Annotated in this window: 17 protein-coding genes and 1 pseudogene; 15 read left to right on the top strand and 3 right to left on the bottom strand. The window is 66.2% G+C overall.

Annotated features, from left to right (window positions below; genetic code table 11):
• The first annotated feature begins 34 nt into the window (after positions 1-34).
• The 12 genes from R9B84_RS08925 (at position 35) to R9B84_RS08870 (ending at position 19297) form a co-directional block, all read left to right on the top strand.
• The gene (locus R9B84_RS08925) at positions 35-466 is read left to right on the top strand and encodes an ExbD/TolR family protein (protein ID WP_047900734.1); all 432 of its coding nucleotides are present in this window, start codon (positions 35-37) and stop codon (positions 464-466) included.
• Positions 467-482: 16 nt separating this feature from the next.
• Positions 483-1673, top strand: a complete 1191-nt coding sequence (locus R9B84_RS08920) for a tetratricopeptide repeat protein (protein WP_423757698.1) — start codon at positions 483-485, stop codon at positions 1671-1673.
• 301 nt (positions 1674-1974) lie between these two features.
• The gene (locus tag R9B84_RS08915) at positions 1975-2550 is read left to right on the top strand and encodes a helix-turn-helix domain-containing protein (protein ID WP_423757697.1); all 576 of its coding nucleotides are present in this window, start codon (positions 1975-1977) and stop codon (positions 2548-2550) included.
• Positions 2551-2899: 349 nt separating this feature from the next.
• Entirely contained in the window at positions 2900-5674 is a 2775-nt protein-coding gene (locus tag R9B84_RS08910) for a TonB-dependent receptor (RefSeq protein WP_423757696.1), read from the top strand.
• 241 nt (positions 5675-5915) lie between these two features.
• A complete protein-coding gene (locus tag R9B84_RS08905; RefSeq protein ID WP_423757695.1) occupies positions 5916-7844 on the top strand; it encodes an extracellular solute-binding protein in 1929 nt (642 codons plus the stop codon).
• Positions 7845-7856: 12 nt separating this feature from the next.
• Entirely contained in the window at positions 7857-8909 is a 1053-nt protein-coding gene (locus R9B84_RS08900) for a microcin C ABC transporter permease YejB (RefSeq protein ID WP_047900729.1), read from the top strand.
• Positions 8863-9966, top strand: a complete 1104-nt coding sequence (locus R9B84_RS08895) for an ABC transporter permease (protein ID WP_423757694.1) — start codon at positions 8863-8865, stop codon at positions 9964-9966. Before R9B84_RS08900 ends, R9B84_RS08895 begins: the two co-directional genes overlap by 47 nt.
• Positions 9966-11609 carry an ABC transporter ATP-binding protein gene (locus R9B84_RS08890; protein ID WP_423759983.1) on the top strand — a complete coding sequence of 548 codons (1644 nt, stop codon included), beginning with the start codon at positions 9966-9968 and terminating at the stop codon, positions 11607-11609. Before R9B84_RS08895 ends, R9B84_RS08890 begins: the two co-directional genes overlap by 1 nt.
• Complete coding sequence (locus R9B84_RS08885) at positions 11602-13053, top strand: TldD/PmbA family protein (protein ID WP_423757693.1); 1452 nt, start codon at positions 11602-11604, stop codon at positions 13051-13053. The genes R9B84_RS08890 and R9B84_RS08885 overlap by 8 nt, the downstream gene beginning before the upstream one ends.
• Positions 13053-14414 (top strand): metallopeptidase TldD-related protein, encoded by a 1362-nt coding sequence (locus tag R9B84_RS08880; RefSeq protein ID WP_423757692.1) that lies wholly within the window; start codon positions 13053-13055, stop codon positions 14412-14414. Before R9B84_RS08885 ends, R9B84_RS08880 begins: the two co-directional genes overlap by 1 nt.
• A 21-nt stretch (positions 14415-14435) precedes the next feature.
• Positions 14436-17612 carry a multidrug efflux RND transporter permease subunit gene (locus R9B84_RS08875; protein ID WP_423757691.1) on the top strand — a complete coding sequence of 1059 codons (3177 nt, stop codon included), beginning with the start codon at positions 14436-14438 and terminating at the stop codon, positions 17610-17612.
• A gap of 194 nt (positions 17613-17806) precedes the next feature.
• On the top strand, positions 17807-19297 hold the full coding sequence (locus R9B84_RS08870) for an ISNCY family transposase (RefSeq protein WP_423757690.1): 1491 nt from the start codon (positions 17807-17809) through the stop codon (positions 19295-19297).
• A gap of 187 nt (positions 19298-19484) precedes the next feature.
• Here the strand turns inward: R9B84_RS08870 and R9B84_RS08865 are convergent, their stop codons facing one another.
• The 3 genes and pseudogenes from R9B84_RS08865 to R9B84_RS08855 all read right to left on the bottom strand — a co-directional run bounded on the left by R9B84_RS08865 (position 19485) and on the right by R9B84_RS08855 (position 21804).
• On the bottom strand, positions 19485-19667 hold the full coding sequence (locus R9B84_RS08865) for a hypothetical protein (RefSeq protein WP_423757689.1): 183 nt from the start codon (positions 19665-19667) through the stop codon (positions 19485-19487).
• Positions 19668-20032: 365 nt separating this feature from the next.
• Positions 20033-21031 (bottom strand): annotated as a pseudogene (locus tag R9B84_RS08860) (APC family permease); the annotation flags it as partial.
• A gap of 74 nt (positions 21032-21105) precedes the next feature.
• Positions 21106-21804: a GNAT family N-acetyltransferase gene (locus tag R9B84_RS08855; protein ID WP_423757688.1), complete on the bottom strand. Its 699-nt coding sequence runs from the start codon at positions 21802-21804 to the stop codon at positions 21106-21108.
• Positions 21805-22134: 330 nt separating this feature from the next.
• Between R9B84_RS08855 and R9B84_RS08850 the strand changes: the two genes are divergently transcribed.
• The 3 genes from R9B84_RS08850 to R9B84_RS08840 are packed head-to-tail and all read left to right on the top strand — an operon-like array spanning position 22135 to position 23741.
• Positions 22135-22587 (top strand): MaoC family dehydratase, encoded by a 453-nt coding sequence (locus R9B84_RS08850; RefSeq protein ID WP_423757687.1) that lies wholly within the window; start codon positions 22135-22137, stop codon positions 22585-22587.
• A 40-nt stretch (positions 22588-22627) separates the two neighbouring features.
• Positions 22628-22771, top strand: coding sequence for a hypothetical protein (locus R9B84_RS08845; RefSeq protein ID WP_423757686.1), 144 nt, complete (start codon positions 22628-22630; stop codon positions 22769-22771).
• A gap of 58 nt (positions 22772-22829) precedes the next feature.
• Positions 22830-23741 (top strand): LysR substrate-binding domain-containing protein, encoded by a 912-nt coding sequence (locus tag R9B84_RS08840; RefSeq protein ID WP_423757685.1) that lies wholly within the window; start codon positions 22830-22832, stop codon positions 23739-23741.
• Positions 23742-23775: the final 34 nt, after the last annotated feature.

The following is a 23775-nucleotide window of genomic DNA, read 5'->3' as shown; positions in this document are numbered from 1 at the left end:
CTAAAGCGCTAACTCTGGTCAACAGGAGTCGAAAATGGGAATGAACGTGCCTTCGGGCGGAGGCAATGCGGAACCGGAAGTGATGGTCGACATCAACACCACGCCGCTGATCGACGTGATGCTGGTGTTGCTGATCATGCTGATCATCACGATCCCGATTCAGATGCATTCCGTGAAGATGGACTTGCCGGTGGGCAATCCGCCGCCGCCGGCAACGCCGCCGGAAATCGTGCAGATCGACATCGACTTCGACGGCACGACGACGTGGAATGGCGCACCGGTGCCGGACCGCGCGGCGCTCGAGGCGAAGCTGACCCAGGTGGCGGCGGAACCCGTGCAGGCGGAGATCCATCTGCGGCCCAACAAGCTGGTGCCGTACAAGGACGTGGCGGCCGTGCTGGCGTCCGCGCAACGCGTGGGCGCGACCAAGATCGGCCTGATCGGTAACGAACAGTTCATGCAATGACGAAACGGACGAGCCGATGAACCAGCGACGATGGAAACGGATGATGGCGGTGACCGCGCTCGGCGCGGCATGCATGCTCGGCCGGCCAGCGCTGCCGGCAGACGCGCTGCGGCCGGACGTGGCGAAACCGCTGGCAGCGGCGCAGGAACTGTGCCGGGCGCACAAGTATCGCGATGCGCTCGGCAAGATCGCCCAGGCGGCCGCCGTGCCCAACCGGACGCCGTACGAAACGTACATGGTGGAAGAGATGCGCGGTGCGGCGGCGATGGCGGCCGGCGACTCGGGCACGGCCGCGCAGGCTTACGAAACCGTACTGAACTCGGGGCGGCTGTCGGGCGAGGACGAGCAGCGGACGACGGCGGCGCTGGCCGGCATCTACTTCCAGCAGAAGAACTACCCGCTGGCGATCCGGACCGCGCAGCGCTATCTGAAGGCGGGCGGGGCGGATCCGGAAATGCGCACGCTGCTCACGCAGTCGTATTACCTGTCGAACGACTGCGCGCCGGTCGTGAGCCAGTTGAAGGCGAGCACGGACGCGCAGGCAAACGGCGGACACGCACCGGATGAAGGGCAGTTGCAGATGCTCGCGACGTGCGCGCAGAAAGTGAAGGACGGCAGCGCGTACCGCGGTGCGCTCGGGCTGCTGGTGGCCTACCACCCGAGCCCCGCGTACTGGGACGAAATGGTCACGGCCATTCGCGGCAACCCCGGGTATCTGTCGTCGCTCGACCTCGACATCTACCGGTTGCGCCGGGCGACGGGGTCGCTCGCGACGGCCGACGCGTACATGGAGATGACGCAGCTCGCGCTGGTTGCGGGGTCTCCTGCCGAAGGCAAGCAGGTGATCGACCAGGGGTTCGCGTCCGGCGTACTCGGCAAGGACGCGCAGGCGGACCGCGAGAAGCGGCTGCAGGCGCTCGCCGCCAAGCGTGCGCAACCGGGCGGGGACGCCGCCACGCCGGCGGCGCCGATCGACGCGGGCATGAACCTCGTCTTTGCGGGCCACGCGCAGCAGGGCTTGCCGATGATGGAGCAGGCGATCGCGAAGGGCGGGCTCGAGCATCCCGACGCGGCGCGACTGCGGCTCGGCGAGGCGTATTACGTGGCTGGCCAGAAGGCGCGCGCGGTCCAGGTGCTGCGCACGATCAAGGGGGCCGACGGTTCCGGCGACCTGGCAAAGCTCTGGACGGCAGTGGCATCCCGGTAACGCAACGGAAGGGCGCGACGGCGTGCAACATGGGCGCGGTCGACGAGCGGCGTGCCGCCGCGGCAGTACAAGTGCTTGACGGTCAGGTCCGACGAGGAAAGGGGCAGTCTTGTTAATTAGTAAACCGAATGAAATATTCGAGCGATGCGCGACCGCGCAGCGACGTTGCCGTGCTGTGCCGCACGCCGCCTGCACGCAGCGTCAGCGCGCAGCCGGGTATCGCGCCGGGGCGATCGCGTCATCGCATCGGTCAAGGATCGCCGACATCAAACCGATTTCGACTGCGAGGCTCCGACTTCCCATGGTTTTGCCCCCTGATGAGTCGGTGCTCGTCGCCGTGTCGCTAGGCAACAAGATCCGGGCGCTGCGCCAGCGCCTGAAACTCACGCTCGACGAAACGTCCACGATCGCCGGGATTTCGAAGCCGTTCCTGTCGCAGGTCGAGCGCGGGCGGGCGACGCCGTCGATCACGTCGCTGGTCCGGATCGCGAAGGCGCTGGGCGTGACGATGCAGTACTTCATCGACACGCCGACGGAAGCGCGCTCGGTGTGCCGCGGGCACGCACTGCAGTATTTCCAGTTCGCGAACTCGGCCAGCCAGTTCGCCAGGCTGACGAATCTGGTGGATGGCCGCAAGCTCGACGCGATTCTCGTCCGGATGCCGGCAGGGCATTCGCCGTCCGAGGTGACGACGCATGCGGGCGAGGAGTTCGTCTATGTGATGCGCGGGCAGGTCGCGCTGACGCTCGAGGATTGCACGTTCACGCTGAACGAGGGCGATACCGCGCATTACGAATCGACGATGCCGCATGCGTGGCACAACACGGCCGACGAAGAAGCGGTGATCGTCTGGGTCGGCACGCCGAGGTTGTTCTAAAGGAGCGGCCGGCGCTGCACGCCGCGATGCAGGAGAAGTACCCGATCGACAGCGGATGGCACGCGGTACGGCGCACGAGACGTTCTCGTCGCCTGCAGGACTCGCCGTCCGTCGAATCGGCAGGTAGCAGGAAATGCGCTCAATGTAGGTGTTTAGTATGTCGAATCAAAACTACAAGAAACGGTGATGCTGAATGGCACGGGTGCCCCGAAGCCGATCCGTACGAGTCATGGCAGTCGGAAGAGTGGCAATCGCGGGTTCCGATACACGGGCACCCAGGACGCGCAAGGAATTCACAAGGTTCCGGCGCACGGCAGGTGGGGTCTTACTACGAGCGAGAGGGAACAAGATGAAGCAGAGAGTTTTGGCGTTGGCCATCAAGAGGATAATCTGGGCGGAACTGGCGCTGACGGCCGCACTGGTGCCGCCGGCGTTCGCCCAGAGCCAGCCGGCGCCGGGCGCCGTCGCGATCGCGGATGCGGTCGCGAACGGCGCGCCCGTGACCGTCGCGCAGGCGGACGGCACGCCGGATGCCGCTGCAGCCACGGGCGCCGCGGCAACCGAGGCGACGCCCGCCGCACCCGGCGCGAACGGGCAGGGCAAGGTCGCGCAGATCAAGCGGTTCGAAGTGACGGGCTCGCTGATCCGGCAGGCCGACAAGACCGGTTTCCAGCAGGTGCAGACCATCACGCCGAAGGAAATCCAGAGCAGCGGCGCGGTGACCGTCGCCGACTTCCTGCGCGATGCGGCGGCCAACTCGGCGAACAGCTGGGGCGAGGGGCAGTCGGGCAACTTCGCGGCCGGCGCCGCCGGCATTGCGCTGCGCGGCCTGTCCGAAAAATATACGCTCGTGTTGGTCGACGGCCAGCGCGTGGCGCCGTACGCATTCTTCTCGAACAGCGTCGATTCGTTCTTCGACCTCAACACGCTGCCGCTCAACGACATCGAGCGCATCGAAATCGTAAAGACGGGCGCCGTCTCGCAATACGGTTCGGATGCAATCGGCGGCGTCGTCAACATCATCACGAAACACAATTTCCGCGGCCTGCAGCTCGACGGCAGCCTCGGCAGCGCGATCAACGCCGGTAACGGCGACGGGACGATGAAGTTCGGCGTGCTCGGCGGCTTCGGCGACCTGAACGCCGACCGCTTCAACGTGACCGCGGCGCTCAGCTACTACAAGTCGAACGGCTTCACGCTCGCCGACCGCGATTCGACCCGCAACCAGGACTTCACGGGCAAGCCGGGCGGCTTCTCGCTGCTCGCGCCGTCCTACTGGAACATGCCCGGCGGCGTCGCGCAGGCGTTGAGCGGCGGCTGTCCGTTCGGCGGCTCGGTGCATCCCGCCGTGTCGAATTCGCTGTCGGCCGGGTCGCCGGGCACGGTCTGCGGGTACAACACGGCCGAAAGCACGTCGATCCTGCCGATGACCGAGCGCCTGAACGCGAAGCTCCATGCGGACTTCAAGATCGACGACAAGACGACCGCGTTCGCGGATTTCCTCGAGAGCTACAACACGACCACGACCAATGACGGCCTGTGGAACAACGTGATCGGCAACTCGCAGAACCCGGCGCTCGTCTGGAATCCGCAGACGAAGCTGCTGTCGCCGTTCAACTTCGTCGTGCCGGTCGGCAACCCGTACAACACGACCGGCGCGGCCACGCCGCTCACCTACGCGTTTCCGAACACGGTCGCGCAGAAGACCTGGGCCAACTACTGGCGCGCGGCCGCCGGCATCAAGGGGTCGTTTACGCTGCCGTACGGCGACTGGGACTGGGCGACGTCGGTCAGCCATTCGCAGAGCACGGTGTCGAACGTGTTCACGAACCAGTTGAATGTCAACGCGCTGAACAACATCTACCAGAACGGCACGCTGAATTTCGCGAACCCGGCGGCGACGCCTAACGCGTTCAACGGGCTGTTCCAGGAAGCGAACAACCTCGGTATCTCGAAGCTCGATACGATCGACGCGACGCTGTCGACGCCGAACCTGTTCCATCTGCCGGCGGGCGACGTCGGCATCGGCTTCGGCGCGCAGTTCACGCACCAGAGCGAAGTGCTGACGCCGGGCGCCGAATACCTGAGCGGGGCGGTCATCACGCCGGACCTGGAGACGGTGAACGGCCAGCGCAACGTCGCGGCTGTCTATTACCAGATCAACGTGCCGATCCTCGAGAACCTGACGTTCAGCCAGGCGGGCCGCTACGATCACTACACGGACGTGGGCGGCGCCTTCTCGCCGCGCTTTGCGTTGCGCTACCAGCCGATCAAGGCGCTCACGCTGTATACGTCGTACAACCGCGGCTTCCGTGCGCCGACCTTCGTCGAGGACAGCAAGTCGCAGACGCTCGGCATCCAGGTCGACCCGGCCACCGGCCAGAACTACACGTCGATCACCGTCGGCAACCCGAACCTCGCGCCGGAACGCACGCGCAACTTCAACATCGGCTTCCAGGTCTCGCCGAGCCGCTACACGGATATCGGCTTCGACTGGTACAAGATCCGCATCGACAACGTGATCGGCCAGGGCAAGCCGTCGCAGGTCGTGACCGACCCGACGACCGGCCAGTTGCTGTACAAGGTGATCCCGTATCAGAACCTTGGCTACCTCGACACGAACGGCTTCGAAGGCACGTTCCGCCAGGCGCTGCCGCTCAAGGGCTGGGGCACGGTCACGCTGTCGGGCGACTGGGCGTACATCAACAGCTACAAGATCGGCTTCCCGGGCGGCACGCCGGTGAACGGCGCGGGCAACAACTTCACGATCACGCAGCCGTTCGGCGGCAGCTTCCCGCGCTGGCGCGGCAACACGACGCTGGACTGGAACTACCGGAAGTTCGATGCGGCACTGACGTGGCAGTTCACGGGCCCGTACGCGCAGAACCTGCTGCCGGCGCCCGCGCCGTCGAAGGTCGGTTCGTACAGCCAGTTCAACCTGATGCTGACGTATACGGGCTTCAAGAACTGGACGATCTACGGCGGCATCGACAACATCTTCAACCGCACGCCGCCGTACGACCCGATCTTCGCGAACGGCACGCTGGACCAGAGCGGTTACGACACGTCGATCTATTCGTACATCGGCCGGTTCGCGCAGATCGGCGCGACGTACAAGTTCTGACGGGGATCGCGATGCACTGACAGGCTTTGGACCGGCCGCTCCACGTCCACCCCCCCCCTTTCCATGGAGCGGCCTTTTTTCGCGTGGCGCCACGACGGTCCGCAACCGGGACTGCGACGGCGCAGCTTGTCGGATCGTTTTCAGCACGAGTAACCAGCGGGACGCGGGCGGCACGCTGCGTCCGGCACAGGCATCGACCGCGCGCAGGCATCGTGCACGCACGCTTCCGGACAGACTGACCATGACACTGTTGAAACGGCGATGGGCACGTGTGCCGCGCCACGCGCGCCGGATGCGCGCGCACGGGTGGATGCGCAACGGCACGCGCGCCGCGCTGTTCGCGTGCGCGGTGCTGCTCGCGTCGGGCGGCGCCATGCCACGGGCCGCGCTCGCGGTGTCGGCGATTTCGCAATACGACCGGCCGAAATATCCGCCGGACTTCACGCATTTCGACTACGCGGATGTGAATGCGCCCGACAACGGCACACTCGATTTCGAAAACTACGACGAAGCGCAAAGCTACGACTCGCTGAATCCGTTCCTCGTGCGCGGCTCGCCCGCACCGGACATCAAGAACCTGATGTTCGACACGCTGATGCAGCGCAGCTGGGACGAGCTCGCGTCCGAATACGCGCTGATCGCCGACGACGTCGAGGTCGCACCGGACCGGCTGTCCGCAACGTTCCACATCAACCCGGCCGCGCGCTTCTCGAACGGCGACGCGATCACCGCGGCAGACATCAAGTATTCGTTCGACACGCTGACGAGCCCGCAGGCGTCGCCGCTCTACAACGCGCAGTTCTCGATCATCAAGCGCGCGGTGGTGGTCGACAGCCATGCGGTCCGCTTCGAGTTCAAGCACGCGGAGCGCGACGCGGCGCTGATCGCGGGCGACCTGCCGGTGTTCTCGCCGAAATGGGGGCAACGCGCGGACGGCACGCGGCCGCCGTTCGACCAGATCGCGACCGTGCCGCCCATCGCGAGCGGTCCCTACCTGATCGAGCAGCGCAGGAACGACAAGCAGATCCGCTACGTGCGCAACCCGCACTACTGGGCCGCGAACCTGCCGTCGCGACGCGGGATGTTCCGCTTCGCCCATGTGTCGTTCAAGCTGTACCTGGACCAGTACACGTCGCTCGAGGCGTTCAAGGCCGGCGATGTCGACGCGCGCATGGAATACAGCTCGACGCAGTGGGCGCGCAAGTACGTGGGCAAGAATTTCCGCAACGGCATGCTGAAGAAGGGGGAATTCCCGGACGGCCCCGCGCAGATGCAGGGTTTCCTGATGAACCTGCGCAAGCCGATGTTCCAGGACGTGCGCGTGCGGCATGCACTCGCGCTGGCGTTCGACTTTGACTGGATGAGCCGGATGATGTTCTACGGGCAGTATCGCCGCACCAGCAGCTTCTGGGAGGCGAGCCCGTTCGCGGCGTCCGGCGTGCCGAGCGCCAAGGAGCTCGCGCTGCTCGAACCCTTCCGGTCGACGCTGCCGCCCGAGGTGTTCGGCCCGATGGTGAGCCAGCCGTCGACGCTGCCGCCCGGCTCGCTGCGCGCGAACCTGAAGGAAGCGCGCGACCTGCTCGCGCAGGCCGGCTGGCACTATCGCGACGGTGCGTTGCGCGACGCGAACGGCACGCCGATGACGATCGAGATCATCGACGACCAGCCCGGCATGGACCGCCTGATCCTGCCGTACACGCAGGCGCTCGCGACGCTCGGCATCCACGCGTACCTGCACGAGATCGACAGCGCGGTCTACCTGAAGCGGCTCGACAATTTCGAGTACGACATGACGACGTACATCTACCTGCCCGTGACGATCCCGGGCGCGGAGCTGACGCGCCGTTTCGGCAGCGCGGCCGCATCGCAGCCGGGCTCCGAGAACTATCCGGGCGTGAAGTCGAAGGCCGTCGATGCGCTGATCCGCGCGGCGCTCGCGGCCGACACGCTCGACGATCTCGAGACGGCCACGCACGCGCTCGATCGCGTGCTGATCAACCTGTACGCGCTGATCCCGCAGTACTACCTGCCGAACGCGCGGATCGCGTACAAGGCGACGCTCGGCCATCCGGCGATCGTGCCGGACTCCTATCTTTACGAGGACTGGATCATCGACTACTGGTACGTGAAGAAGCCGGCGGCACAACCACAACCCGCTCCGGCGGCCTGACGGGGAGCGACGATGCTGGCGTACATATTCAGGCGGCTGCTGCTGATGATCCCGACGCTGGTCGGGGTGGTGACGATCACGTTCGCGGTCACGCAGTTCGTGCCGGGCGGCCCGGTGGAGCAGGTGCTCGCGCAGTTGCGCCACGGCAGCGCGCGCGGGGGCGAGGCGGGCGGAGGCGGTGGCGGTTACCACGGCAGCCAGGGCGTCGATCCGCAGCAGATCGAGCAGATCCGCAAGCAGTTCGGATTCGACAAGCCGCCGCTCGAGCGCTACCTGCTGATGCTGAAAAGCTATGCGACGTTCGACCTCGGCCAGTCCTACTTCGCGCACCGCAGCGTGTGGGCGGTGATCCGGTCGAAGCTGCCGGTCTCGATCACGCTCGGGCTGTGGACGGTGATCCTCACCTATCTCGTGTCGGTACCGCTCGGCATCGCGAAGGCGGTGCGCAACGGCTCGCGGTTCGACACCGTGACGAGCGTGCTGGTGCTGACCGGCTACGCGGTGCCGGGTTTCGTGCTCGGCGTGCTGCTGCTGATGCTGTTCGGCGGCGGCACGTTCTGGCAGGCGTTTCCGATGCGCGGGCTCACGTCGGACAACTTCGACGACCTGACGCTGATCGGCAAGACGCTCGACTATCTGTGGCACATCGTGATGCCGGTGACCGCGTCGGTGATCGGCAATTTCGCGATCGTCACGATCCTGACGAAGAACACGTTCCTCGAGGAAATCGGCCGGCAGTACGTGCTGACCGCGCGTGCGAAGGGGGCGCCGGAGCGCGACGTGCTGTGGAAACACGTGTTGCGCAATGCGGCGATCCCGCTGCTCACCGGGCTGCCGGCCGCATTCGTCGGCGCGTTCCTGAACGGCAACCTGCTGATCGAGACGCTGTTCTCGCTCGACGGGATGGGGCAACTGTCGTACGACTCGGTGATCCGCCGCGACTATCCGGTCGTGCTCGGCTCGCTGTTCCTGTTCACCCTGATTGGTCTGCTGACCAAGCTCATCGCGGATATCTGCTATGTCGTCGTCGACCCCCGTATCCAGTTCGGCCGCCTGGACCACTGATCCCGCGTGCGCGCCGTCGCCGTCGCCGTGGCTGCGCACGTGGCAGCGCTTTCGCGCGCAGCCGCTCGGCTATGCAAGCCTGGTGATCTTCGCGGCGCTGTTTGTGCTCAGCCTGTGTGCCGACGGCCTGTCGAACGACCGGCCGCTACTCGTGCGCTACGACGGGCACTATTATTTTCCGATCGTGAAAGACTATCCGGAGACCGCGTTCGGCGGCGACTTTCCCGCGAAGACGAACTATCTCGATCCCTACATGCGCGCGAAGCTCGAGTCGCACGGCAATTTCGCGGTCTATCCGCCGAATCGCTACCGCTACGACACGATCGACTACTTCGCATCGCAGCCGTATCCGGCGCCGCCGTCGGCGAGCAACTGGCTCGGCACCGACCAGTTCGGGCGCGACGTGCTCGCGCGGCTGCTGTACGGGTTCCGGCTGTCGGTGCTGATGGCGTTCGCGCTGACCGTGTCGGGCGTGCTGGTCGGCGTGCTGACGGGCGCACTGCAGGGCTTCTACGGCGGCCGCACCGACCTGGTCGGGCAGCGCCTGATCGAGATCTGGAGCGCGCTGCCGGACCTGTACCTGCTGATCATCTTCGCGTCGATCTTCACGCCGTCGCTGTGGCTGCTGTTCATCCTGCTGTCGATGTTCGGCTGGCTCGTGCTGTCCGATTACGTGCGCGCCGAATTCCTGCGCAACCGCACGCTCGACTACGTCAAAGCGGCGCGCACGATGGGGCTGACGAATGCGCAGATCATGTGGCGCCACGTGTTGCCGAACAGCCTCACGCCGGTGATCACGTTTCTGCCGTTCCGGATGAGCGCCGCGATCCTGTCGCTGACGAGCCTCGATTTCCTGGGCCTCGGCGTGCAGCCGCCGACGCCGAGCCTGGGCGAGCTGCTTCAGGAGGGCAAGAACAACCTCGACGCATGGTGGATCTCGATCTCCGCATTCGCGGCGCTGGTGGTGACGCTGTTGCTGCTGACCTTCATGGGCGACGCACTGCGCAACGCGCTCGACACGCGCGCGCGCGGCTCGGCGTTCGGCGGGGGGCGATGATGGCGAACGCGTTGCTGCAGATCGAAGGGTTTTCGGCGCGCTTCGGCGCGAAGGCGGCGGTGCAGGACCTGAGCCTGTCGGTCGGCCGCGGCGAGCGCGTGGCGCTCGTCGGCGAATCGGGGTCGGGCAAGAGCGTGACGGCGCTGTCGATTCTGCGCCTCGCACAGCAGGCGACGCTGTCGGGACGGATGCTGTTCGACGGCGACGACCTGCTCGCGAAGACCGAACAGCAGATGCGCGGGATTCGCGGCGCCGACATCGCGATGGTGTTCCAGGAGCCGATGACCGCGCTGAATCCGCTGTATACGATCGGCAAGCAGATCGCCGAGAGCCTGCGGCTGCATGAAGGGCTGCGGCCGGGCGACGCGCGCGAGCGGGGGATCGCGCTGCTGCGGCGCACCGGTATCCCGGAGCCGGAGCGGCGTATCGACAGTTTTCCGCATCAGTTGTCGGGCGGGCAGCGTCAGCGCGCGATGATCGCAATGGCGCTGGCGTGCCGGCCACGGCTGTTGCTGGCGGACGAGCCGACGACGGCGCTCGACGTGACGGTGCGCCAGCAGATCGTCGATCTGCTGATCGAACTGCAGGAGCAGGAGGCGGCCGCGCGCGGGATGGCCGTGCTGCTGATCACGCACGACCTGAATCTCGTGCGGCGCTTCGCCCAGCGCGTGGCCGTGATGGAGCAGGGCGTACTCGTGGAGACGAATACGACCGACGCACTGTTCGCCGCGCCGCGGCATGCCTATACGCGCCGGCTGCTCGACAGCGCGCCGCAGCGGGACGTCGAGCCGGTCGCGGCCGGCGCGCAGACGATCCTCGACGTGCAGGACCTCGCCGTCGATTACCGCATCGCGGCGAAGGGCTGGCGCGCGGTGCTCGGCAAGACGACGTTCCGGGCCGTGCACGACGTGAAGCTGAACCTGAGGCGCGGCGAAACGCTCGGGATCGTCGGCGAATCGGGCTCGGGGAAATCGACGCTGGCGGCGACGGTGCTCGGCCTGCAGCGGCCGGCGGCCGGCTCGATCGAGATCGACGGCATGCCGCTGGAAGCACTGCGGACGACGGGCGGCAGGCGCGTGCTGTACGGCAGGATGCAGGTCGTGTTCCAGGACCCGTTCGGCTCGCTGTCGCCGCGGATGACGGTCGAGCAGATCGTCGGCGAGGGGCTCGCCGTGCACCGGCCGCAGGTGGCCGGAGACGCGCGGCGCGCGCGGATCGCCGCGCTGCTTCAGGAGGTCGGCCTGCCGGCCGAATCGATGCTGCGTTATCCGCACGAATTCTCCGGCGGCCAGCGGCAGCGGATCGCGATCGCGCGCGCGCTGGCGGTGGAGCCGGAACTGCTGGTGCTGGACGAACCGACGAGCGCGCTCGACGTGTCGATCCAGAAGCAGGTGCTGAATCTGCTGACGAATCTGCAAAAGAAGTACAAACTCAGCTACCTGTTCATCACGCACGATCTGGCGGTGATGCGCGCGATGGCCCACCGGGTCGTCGTGATGAAGGCGGGGCGCGTGGTCGAGGAGGGCGATACGCTTGACGTGCTGCACGCGCCATCCCATCCGTACACGCGGGCGCTGCTCGCGTCGTCCATGCCGGCGCCGACGCGCGGCCCGCAGGAGAGGCAAGAGAGAACCGATGATTGACGAGAACCGGGCGCCGGGCGCCCGAGCCGTGCAGGCGGCGCAGGCGTTGCGCAGTGACGCCGATTTCTGGTCGCTGCGCATCGTCGACGAGACGATCGACGAACATGCGGTGCGCAACGACGTCGCGCAGCCGTTCTCGCGCATGCGCGAGCGCGGTGCGATGCTGATGGCCTGGGCCGGACCAGGCGCGGGTTATGCGGCGACGCCCGACCTGTCTCCGGCCGGGCTGCAGGCGGCGCTCGACATCGCGACCGCGCGGGCACGGGCAAGCGCGCCGTGGGCGCTGGTCGATCATCGCCAGGCTGCGCGCCCGCAGACGAGCGGCACGTATGCGTCTCCCGATGTCGATGCGGCGCTGCCGTCGCGCGTGGAATGGATCGAGCGTCTCGCGCACGAATGCGCGGCGGCGAACCTCGGCGCGCGCATCGTCGAGCGCGCGGCGAGCGTGACGATCGTGCACACGGAGCAGTGTCATGTGACGAGCGACGGCGTCCGGATCGACCAGCGGTTCCGCTCCCTGATGCCCGAACTGCACGCCGTCGCCCACGGCGACGGCGACACGCAGACGCGCTCGCTCGGTCAATCGGGCACGCTGGCGCAGGGCGGCCTCGACGTGCTGGCGCGCTACGGCTTCGACGGCGCCGGCGTGCGCGTCGCCGACGAGGCGCTGCAGTTGCTCGCCGCGCCGAACTGCCCGACCGGCCGGCGCGACCTGCTGCTGATGCCGGACCAGATGATGCTGCAGATCCACGAATCGATCGGCCATCCGCTCGAACTCGACCGGATCCTCGGCGACGAGCGCAACTTCGCCGGATCGAGCTTCGTCAGGCCGGAGATGGTCGGCCACTATCAGTATGGCTCGTCGCTGCTGAACGTCACGTTCGATCCCGAGCCGGCCGCCGAAGCCGCGTCCTACTCGTTCGACGACGACGGCATGCCGGCGCGCAAGCAGTACCTGATTCGCAACGGCGTGCTCGAACGGCTGCTCGGCGGGGCGCTGTCGCAGCAGCGTGCGGGCCTGCCGGGTGTGGCCAACTCGCGCGCGTCGAGCTGGAACCGCGCGCCGATCGACCGGATGGCGAACCTGAACGTCGAACCCGGCGACCAGTCGCTCGATGCGCTGGTCGCCGGCACCGAGCACGGGATCCTGATGCGTACCAACACGTCCTGGTCGATCGACGACCACCGCAACAAATTCCAGTTCGGTTGCGAATTCGGGCAACTGATCGAGAACGGCCGGCTCACGCAGGTCGTCAAGCGCCCGAATTACCGCGGCATCTCTGCACAGTTCTGGCGCAGCCTGCGTGCGGTCGGCGATGCGAGCACGTTCGGCATCTACGGCACGCCGTACTGCGGGAAGGGCGAACCTGCGCAGATCATCCGCGTCGGCCACGCCGCGCCGGCCTGCGTGTTCGCCGGCGTCGACGTATTCGGAGGGGCGTGATGACGGGATTCGATCCGATGGCACGCCGCGCCGGAATCGACTGGCATGCGCATTTCACCCGGCTCGCCGACGAGGCGCAACGGCTGACGGCGCCGGCCGAAACCGTCCTGCTCGGCTTCTCCGGCGAAACGTCCGACTTCATCCGCTTCAATGGCGGCAGGATCCGCCAGACCGGGCGCGTCACGCAGGGGCGACTGTCCGTGCGGCTCGTCGACGGGGCGCGGCAAGCGCACTCGGCGCTGACCGTCTGTGGCGATCCGGCGGCCGATCTGCCCGAACTGGCGGCCGCGCTGGCCGTGCTGCGCGATGGCCTGCGCGATGCGCCGGACGACCCGCACCTGCTGTTCGACACCACGTCGTGGGTGCAGGAAACGCGCCGCACCGGGCGCCTGCCGGATGCGGACGGGCTCGCGCGAGTCGTGGCCGAATGCGCGCGCGGGCTCGACTTCGTCGGCTTTTACGCGGGCGGCACGCTGGCGCGCGGCTTCGCGTCGTCGACCGGCAGCCGCGGCTGGTACGAGGTCGAGAATTTCAACTTCAGCTGGTCGTTGTACGACCCGAGCGGACGGGCGATCAAGACCGTTTATGCGGGCGACGACTGGCGCGATGCGGCGTTCGCCGCCCGGGTCGAGGCGGCCGCCGCGCGGCTACCCGTGCTCGGCCGCACGCCGAAGGCGCTTGCCCCCGGGCGCTACCGCGCGTATTTCGCGCCGGACGCCGTCAACGAGATGACGAGCCTGCTCGGCTGGAGCGGCTTTTCGGCGCGCGCGCTGGCGAGCGCCCGCAGCCCGCTGCATCGCCTGTACGCCGGCGAGGTTGCGCTCGATCCGCGCGTGTCGATCACCGAGGATTTGTCGCTGGGCCTCGTGCCGGCGTTCAATGCGGACGGCTACCGGCGCGATAGCGTGCCACTTGTCGTCGACGGGAGGGGGGCGGGGCAGCTCGTGTGCGCACGTACCGCGCGCGAGCACGGGCGCGCGCCGAACGGCGCCGACAACGGCGAATCGCCGCAGTCGCTGTCGATCGCGGGTGGCACGCTCGCGGATGCCGACGTGCTGGCCGCGCTCGACACGGGGCTCTACGTCGGCAACCTCTGGTACCTGAACTTCTCGGACCCAATCGCATGCCGGATGACGGGGATGACGCGGTTCGCGACGTTCTGGGTCGAAGGCGGGCGAATCGTCGCGCCGGTCGACGCGATGCGGTTCGACGACAGCTTCTACCGGCTGTTCGGGTCGGAGCTCGAGCAGCTCGGCGCGGCGCCGACGCTGCTTGCGAGCGACGACACGTACGGCGAGCGCGCCACCGGAGGTGCGAAGCTGCCGGGGCTGCTCGCGCGCGCGTTCGAACTCACGCTGTAGCGCGGTCGCCGACACTCGCCGATGCCGTCGTTCTTCATCGATCGTCCCGTCTTTGCGTGGATCGTTGCGCTCGCAATCGTCGTCGCGGGCGTGCTCGCCATTCCGCAGCTTCCGATCGCGCAATATCCGCGCCTTGCGCCGCCGCGGGTCGTGATCACGGCCGCGTATCCGGGCGCGTCGACCGAGACGGTCGACGGCGACGTCGGCAGCATCATCGAGGAAAGCCTCGACGGCGCCGACGGGCTCCTGTACTACGAGACGAGCAGCGATGGTCACGGCAACCTCGAGATCGACATGACGTTTTCGCCCGGCACCGATCCGGACATCGCGCTCGTCGACGTGAACAACCGATTGAAGCAGGTCGAGTCGCGATTGCCGCAGCAGGTCGTCCAGCAGGGGATCGGCGTATTCAAGGCGGCGAACACGTTCCTGATGCTCGTCACGCTGACGTCGACCGACGGCACGCGCGATTCCGCGCAGCTCGGCGATTACCTGAACCGCTACGTGCTGCGCGAACTGAAGCGTGCGCCGGGTGTCGGCGCGGCCGAGCTGTGGGACGCCGACGAGGCGCTGCGGGTCTGGCTCGATCCGCACAAGCTGCGTGAATACGGTGTCGGCGCCGACGACGTGATCGCGGCGATCGGTACGCAGAACGCGACGGTCACGGCCGGCGCGATCGGCGATGCGCCGTTCCCGGGCGGCCAGCAGCTCACCGCGTCGATCGTCGTCAAGGGGCAGCTCGCGTCGCCGGACGAGTTCGGCCGGATCGTGCTGAAGTCGAAGACGGACGGGTCGACGGTGCGCGTCGCCGACGTCGCGCGGGTCGAAATCGGCCGCGACGACTACTCGTTCTATTCGCGGCTGAACGGCCGGCCGGCGGCCACCGTCGGCATCCAGCTCGGCCCGCGCGGCAACGCGCTCGAAACGTCGAACGCGATCCGTGCGCGGCTCGCCGAGTTGTCGAGGACGTTGCCGCCGGGCGTGGCGATCGAGATTCCGTTCGACGGTGCGCATTTCGTGAAGATCGCGATCCGGGAAGTCGTGCTGACGCTCGTCGAGGCGGTCGTGCTGGTGTTCTGCGTGATGTGGCTGTTCCTGCGCGATCTGCGTTGCACGCTCGTGCCGACCGTCGTGATTCCCGTCACGCTGATGGGCGCGTTCGTCGCGATGTGGGCGTTCGGACTGTCGATCAACGTGTTCACGATGTTCGGTCTCGTGCTGGCGATCGGCATCCTCGTCGACGATGCGATCGTCGTCGTCGAGAGCGTGCACCGGGTGATGGAGGAGGGCGTGTCGCCGCGCGACGCCACGCGCAGGGCAATGAAGCGGATCGGCGGGGCGATCGTCGGCGTGACCGCGGTGCTGACTGCCGTATTCGTGCCGATGGCGTTCTTTCCGGGCACCGTCGGCGGCATCTACCGGCAGTTCGCGGTGGCGATGATCGCATCGATGCTGGTGTCGTCGTTCATGGCGCTGTCGCTCACGCCCGCGCTGTGCGCGAACCTGCTGAAGCCGGTCGCGCGACACGACGGCGGAACCGGCCGCGCGCGGCGACGCGGCATCGGCGCGCGTCTGGCCGACCGGTTCGGTACGGCCTTCGCGCGCGTCGAAACCGGTTATCGCCGCATCGCCGTGTTCGCCGTGCGTCGCACCGGCCTGGTCGTGGCGGTCTACGCGGCGCTCGTGATCGCATGCGGGCTGCTGTACTGGATGATGCCGGGCGGCTTCCTGCCGACCGAAGACCAGGGGCAACTGCAGGTGATGATCCAGTTGCCGGCGGGCGCCACGCAGGCGCGCACGCTCGCGGTCGCCGAGCGAGTCGAGGCGATCCTGCGCGCGGAGCCGGCGATCGCGAACATGACGAGCGTGATCGGCTGGAGTTTCGCGGGCAGCGGACAGAACGTCGGGATGGCGTTCGTAGAACTGAAGGACTGGGCGCGGCGCGACGTCGACGCGATGGCGCTGCGTGACCGGCTCAACGGGCGTTTCGGCGCGATCCTCGACGGCGACGTCGAGGCGTCGCTGCCGCCGTCGGTGCGCGGCATCGGGCATGCCGACGGATTCACGTTCCGGCTCGAGGATCGGGGCGGCGTCGGGCTCGACGTGTTGAAGGCGGCTCGCGAGCAGCTGTCCGGACGCGCGAAGGCGGATCCGTTGCTGGCCGCCGTGCATTTCGAAGACCTGCCGGACGCACCGCGTATCGAACTCGATGTCGATCGCGCGAAGGCGTATGCGCTCGGCGTACCGTTCGAGCGGATCGCGGGGCTCCTGGGCGGTACGTTCGGCTCGAACTACATCAACGATTTTCCGGCGTCAGGCCGGATGCGGCGGGTGATCATCGAGGCCGACCCGGTCGCACGCGCGACCGATGCGCAACTGATGGCGCTGACGGTGCCGAACCGCACCGGCGACATGGTTCCGCTGTCGGCCATCGCCGCGCCGCACTGGACGATCGGCCCTGTAATGCTGAATCGTTACAACGGTTATCCGTCGCTCGACATCAGCGGCCGGCCGGCCACCGGCACGAGTTCGGGCGCGGCGATGGCGGAGATGGAGCGGCTCGCCGGTGCGCTGCCGGCCGGGATCGGCTTCGACTGGGTCGATGCGGCGCGCGAGGAGCAGGTCGCCGCGCGGCAAACGCCGCTGCTCGTCGGGCTGTCCGTGCTTGCGGTGTTCATGGCGCTTGCCGCGCTGTACGAAAGCTGGTCGATTCCGCTGTCCGTGCTGACGATCGTGCCGCTCGGCATGATCGGCGCGATCGCGGCGGCGCTCGCGCGCGGCATGCCGAACGACGTGTACTTCAAGGTCGGCATGATCACCGTGGTCGGGCTGGCGGCGAAGAACGCGATCCTGATCGTGCAGTACGCGTGCGATCTCGCCGGGCGCGGGGTGCCGCTGCGACAGGCGGTGATCGACGCGGCCGCTGCGCGATTCCGGCCGATCGTGATGACGTCGATGGCGTTTTTGCTCGGGGTCGTGCCGCTCGTGCTGGCGACCGGCGCCGGTGCGGAAAGCCGGCGTTCGATCGGCACGGGTGCGTTCGGGGGCGTGCTCGCCGCGACGATGTTCGGGCTCGTGTTCGCGCCGGTGGCGTTTCGGGTGGTGGTGTCCGTCGGCAGGCGCGGCCGGCGCGCTGCTGCGGGGACGAGGCGTGAGACGCGGCGGGTGGAAACGGCTGGGGATCTGGAGGTGGATTGATGGTCGCGGCGGGTTGTTGGTGGTGGGATCAGGGGTTTGAGAGCGTCAATATCATATTTGACATAATCAAACTTATCGATAGTTTGTGTTGTAGCGGCTAAGTTGTAATGTCCGCTTCTAGCCAAGTTCAAATGTCCGCTTTTCGACCCATCGTAAGCTGATCGGCCGCTGGGAATCCAGCGCTGGAGGCTTCGATGGCTGCAACGGAACGGATCACGATGACGATGCACGAGCTGGACAGGTTTAAGGTCATCCAGGACGTCGCAGACGGCAAGCTTCAGCCGTGGCGCGCGGCCGAGCGACTCGAACTGACGACACGGCAGATCCGGCGACTGGTCGGCCGATTGCGTGAGCACGGGCCGCAAGGTCTCGTGTCGCAACGGCGCGCGAAGCCCAGCAACAACCGATTGGATAGCATGACGGCTGATCGGGCGCTGTCGATCATTCGGGATCGCTACGCGGACTTCGGCCCGACGCTGGCCTGCGAGAAGCTCTGGGAATGCCACGACATCCGGCTGGCCAAGGAAACGGTCAGGAAGCTGATGACGGAGGCTGGCTTGTGGGTGCCGCGCCGGCAGCGGCCGCCGAAGGTCTACCAGCCGCGTGCACGCCGGGCATGTCTGGGTGAACTGATCCAGATCGACGGCAGCGATCATCGGTGGTTCGAGGAACGGGCGCCGGCCTGCACGCTGCTGGTGTATGTGGACGACGCGACGAGCCGGCTGATGATGCTGCATTTCACGCGAACCGAATCGACCTTCAGCTACTTCGAGGCGACGCGGGCGTACATCGAGCGCCACGGCAAGCCGGGGGCGTTCTATAGCGACAAGTACAGTGTGTTCCGCAACGTAACGCCAGGCAAGACTGGTAATCGGGTGACGCACTTCGGCCGCGCGATGTACGAGCTGAACATCGACGCGTTTTGCGCAAACAGCAGTCCGGCCAAGGGGCGAGTCGAACGAGCGCACCTGACGTTGCAGGATCGACTGGTCAAGGAGATGCGACTGCGCGGGATCAACACGGTGGCCGACGCCAATGTTTACGCGCCCTCCTTCATGGCCGCTTACAACGCCCGCTTCGCGAAGCCACCGAAGAGCGACTTCAATGCGCACCGGTCGCTGCGGGCCGATGAGAGTCTGGACTTGGCGCTGACGTGGCGTGAACCGCGGCAAGTGACGAAGTCGCTGACGGTGCAGTACGACCGAGTGATGTATTTGCTGGACGATACACCGGAGAATCGGCAACTGATTGATCGAACGATCGAGGTTTGGGAGTACCCGGATGAGCGCATCGAACTCCGAGCAGAGGGCCGCGTGTTGCCCTACAAGGAATATGACCGCCTGGCTGAAATCGATCAGGGCGCCATCGTCGAGCACAAGCGCTTGAGCCATGTGCTGCAGGTCGCGCAGGCCCTTCAGGCACAACGCGATAACAGCCGAATCGGTAAGGCACCGTCTCGAACGCATCGAGGCGACTCGACCCGGACCAATCGAAACGAGGCCGAACCGGGCAGGAAGAAGCAACGCGAGATCACGCAGGCCGACGTCGAACATGTGATCGTGGACCTGGCTCGACGGAAGCAAGCCGCAAAGCCGCCAAACAAACCTGGCCGTCGGTCTGCAAAAACGGGGGAAACGAACGCAAGCGCCCTGCCCGTTCAGGCGCCGACCTTCGACACTGCGTAACGGTTAAAGCGAGGAAAGAGACGCAGCAAAACCAACCTTAAAACCGGACATCTCTAAATGGCTGGAAGGTGGACATCTGAATCCGGGTATGACATGTGTGGGTGTAGGTCCCAAGTTCAGATGTCGTGTTTGGGCCCCGAGAATGCAGTGATTTGCACCCGTGATCGGGCCCATCGGTCGCCGCGTGTTATTCGGCGGCAATCCGACTGGCGACATCGGCCGCGCCACCCTTGACTCTCAACGCATGCTCGGCGCCGAAGAAGATCTGAGTTTCGTCCGACTGGGCTTCGCGCACGAAAGTTACGCGTTCGGGATTGACGTAGACGGCATTGCCATTCACGTCTTCAAAATGCACGAACTTGGTTGCCATAGGTCTTTCGCTGTAGTCATGTGATTGGCAGCGCGAGCCGCTGCCTGGCGAAAAACACTATCAGAGGAGGTGCGATTTCACAATCGTGAATCCGTTTCCGCCTTCGGGCACTGACGATCATCCGCGATCGCTACGTCGATTTTCGATCGACGCTCGCCTGCGAGAACCTCAACAACAGGAGCAAACGGAAAACACCGGAAGCCCAGGCTGGCGGAAGGCAGCCGGAGTCGAACCGACTCGAGCGTGTCTGACACCGCCCAACCCGGATTTGAAGTCCAGCCGCACTAGTGTGGATCGGGCCCGTTGACGCTGACTGCAGCCATGTCTGTCAGCGTTCGAGTCCGAGTGCCCCCTCCTCGCCTCGCTCAAATCGCCACTTCAGGCGGCGCCTGGCGAAACAGGCGCGTAATCCAGCACAGATACACCAGTCCGAGCGCGAACCACACGACGCCGAGCACGAGCGCCGCCTTCTCGAGGCTGACGAGCAGCCAGATATCGGACACCGCGCCGATTACCGGAGAGACGAGCCCACCGAACACCCCGATCCTGCGCTCGCCGTGATTGCCCGACAGATACAGGCGAATCACGCACAGATTGACGGCCGTAAAGGCAAGGAACGCACCGAAGTTGATGAACGACGTCGACGTGGCGACATCCAGCTTCAGCGCGATCAATCCGACGACGCCGGCCAGCGCGATGTTGATCGCGGGCGTCTTGAAGCGCGGATGAATGACCCCGAAGATGCGCTTCGGCAGGATTTCATCGCGGCCCATCGCATAGAGCAGCCGGCCGACGCTCGCCTGCGCGGAGATGCCGGACGCGAACTGCGCAAGGATCAGGCCCACGAGGAACACCGTCACGAACAGATCGCCGCCGATCATCTTCGCCAATTCGAACGCGGCCGAATCCGTGTCCTTGAATTCGACGCCGGGGTGTGCGAGCTGCATCGTGTACGCCGCGATCACGAAGATCGCGCCACCGATCAGCGCAATCAGCAGGATCGCGCGCGGCATGTTCTTTTTCGGGTCGATCGTTTCCTCGGTCAGCGTCGAGACGGCGTCGAAGCCGAGGTACGAATACGCGGCGATCGCGGCGCCCGCCATCGTCGCGCCGAACGGCACGTGCGGCTTGAAGAACGGCTCGGCCATCGCGATACCGCCCGCGCCTGCCGCCGCCGACGCGTAGTGCCAACACAGCAGGACGAACATCGCGACAATCGCGAGTCGCACGATCATCAGCACGATATTGAAGCGCGCAGCCAGTTCGATGCCGAAGATGTTCAGGCCGCTCGTCAACACGATGAACGCCACGATCCAGATCCATGTCGGCACATGCGGAAATGCCGCGTTCAGATAGGCGGCGCCGTGTGACTTGTATCGTGGCGCGGACGATGCACGTGGAACCTGGCAGGCGGTCCCTCAGCAAACGCCCTGCTGTTTCAGGCCTCGCCCGGCAGCGCCGAATGACGGAAATCCAGATCGAGTCGCAGATTCGTCACGAACGCGGCTCCCGGCTCCCGGGACAGCCTGAATCCGAGTGATCGCGCGAGGCCGGTCATCGCGTCGTTCTCGCTCCACGTCGTGCCGACCATGCGCTTCATGCCCGACCGTTCCGCAAGATCGATCAGGCTCGACAACAGCGCACGGCCGAGCCCTTGCCGATGCCAGGCGTCGTCGATCACGATCGCGCATTCGACGACATCGGTTTCGCCGTCGTTCATCGCATAACGCGCGACGCCGATCAGCCGTTCGCGGCCGCTGGCACAGATTGTCGCGATCACCGCGCCTTCCCGCCGGCGGTCGATGCGGGTCCATCGAACCATCTCGTCTTCGGTCGGCTTGCGCGCCGACATCAATCGCATGTAGCGGCTCTGGCTCGACAGCCGGTCGACCAGATCGCGTTCGATCTCGAGATCGCTGTGCTCGATCGCACGCAGGAGCACCGGCGTTCCGTCCCTCGCCTCCCGGATGCGCCGGATGCTGAGGGCCGGCGCGTCCGGCATGGCCTTGCGGTACGGGGCCGGTTCGATCTCGGTCGTGCCCATCCTTACCTCCGCATGGTTTTCGCGCTGCCCGGCGTGCGTCCGGAATTCGTTCGACACGGAAAGCGACGCCGCCTTCGGCTGGCGCTTCATCATGCAATCAGTCTAGCGATACACCCGCCTCTACCCCAAGCGTGCCGGGTCAAAGCGGTTTTCCAATCGGATCAATAATGCCGAACGACAAACGGCGTGAGCCCGACGGCCCGGCGGCACCCTACGACCCGGTTACGCGCGGCCTTCTCCACCGTTCGTTGCCGCTTGCGGCACCCGCATCCCGGTGCGCCGATTATTGACCGATCCGGAATGCCGCATTCATCGCCGCCCTCTTACACCGCGTCGTAACGTTTCATATAGTGGCGTCAAGCCCGAACGACCACCCATCAGCGGCGCCGCCCGGATCTCTCCTCCCGCGCATCGGATACGTCCATGGACCAGCAGCTTTTCTACTTCGACGATTTCACGATCGGCGACACCTTCGTCGGCGCTACGCACGAGGTCACCGCCGCCGACATCAAGCGATTCGCCGCGGAATTCGATCCGCAGCCGTTCCATCTCGACGACGAAGCCGCGCGCGACACGATATTCGGCGGCCTGGCTGCGAGCGGCTGGCATACCGCGGCGATCACGATGCGGCTGCTCGTTGCGAGCGGGCCGAAGCTGGCGAACGGAATACTCGGCGCCGGCGCCGACATCGAATGGAAGCAGCCGACGCGCGCGGGCGACGTGCTGCGCGTCGAGAGCGAAGTCGTGGAGCTGACGCCGTCCCGGTCACGCCCGCAGTACGGGATGCTCACGCTGCGAACCAGGACGGTCAATCAACGCGGCGAAGTCGTGCAAATCCTGACCGCCAGGCTGATGGTCGCTCGTCGTCCTGCATGACGCGTATCGCCCCGAACCGCGCGAACCAAGAAGACACAACGTGATCGTCGATCCCTCCACCCAGGACGCCGCCGCGAACGACAAGCTGCGGATCGGCTCGATGCTGTCGTGCGCCATCGCATGGGTCAGCACGCTTGCCGCAGGCAGCGTCGCGAATCTCGCCCCGATCTCGTTCTTCAGCTAGCGAGACGCAGCCGGATTGCGGTTTAATGGCGACTCCACCCCCGACCGGAGTCGCGTACATGGACCGCATTGCTGCGATGAATGCATTCGTCCGCGTCGTGGAAGCCGGGACCTTCACGAAAGCGGCCGATACGCTCGACATGCCGAATGCGACGGTGACGCGGTTGATCCAGAAACTCGAGGAAGACCTGCAGGTGCGCTTGCTGCATCGCACCACGCGATCGGTGACGGTTACGCCCGAAGGAGCGATCTACTACGAGCGCGTCGTGCAGCTGCTCGCCGATCTCGCGGACATCGAATCGTCGACGACCCATGCGCGCGCCAAGCCGTCCGGCAGGATTCGCGTGGATACCGCCGCGGCGATCGGCACGCTCGTCCTCGTGCCCGCACTCGCGGAATTCTATGACGCGTACCCCGACGTCGAGATCGAACTCGATATCGGCAACAAGCGTACCGACCTGATCGCCGAAGGCATCGACTGCGCGATACGCGCGGGCGAAGTCGACGAGCAGTCGCTGGTCGCGCGGCAGATCGGCAGCTTCGGCTTCACGACCTGCGCGACACCCGCGTTCCTCGACGCGCACGGCATGCCGGCGTCGCCGGACGCGCTGCGCGAGTTTCCGACCGTTGGCATGATTCCGTCGCGCGGCGGCCGCTCGTTGCCTTTCCAGTTTTCGAACGGCGACAAAAGAAGCGATCTCGCCCTCAATCATCGTCTCGTCGTGAACGATACGAACGCCTACCTCGCCGCGGGTCATGCGAACCTCGGCATCATCCAGGCGCCGTCCTATTCGGTTCGCGACGCAATCGCCGCCGGCACGCTCGTGCCGATCCTCGAGGGCTGGACGCACCACGCCAATCCTGTCTACGTGATCTACGCGCCCAACCGCTACCTGAGCGCAAAAGTGCGCGTGTTCATCGACTGGGTTATCGCACTGTTCGAGCGCGACGAACATCTCAGGCGCCGCTGACGCCGGGTCTGGCCGATCGGATTGGCCGCGACGC

It is taken from the genome of Burkholderia sp. NLJ2 (assembly GCF_049487195.1).
Classification (GTDB): Bacteria; Pseudomonadota; Gammaproteobacteria; order Burkholderiales; family Burkholderiaceae; genus Burkholderia; species Burkholderia pyrrocinia.
This window is presented reverse-complemented; position numbering and strand designations above follow the sequence as displayed.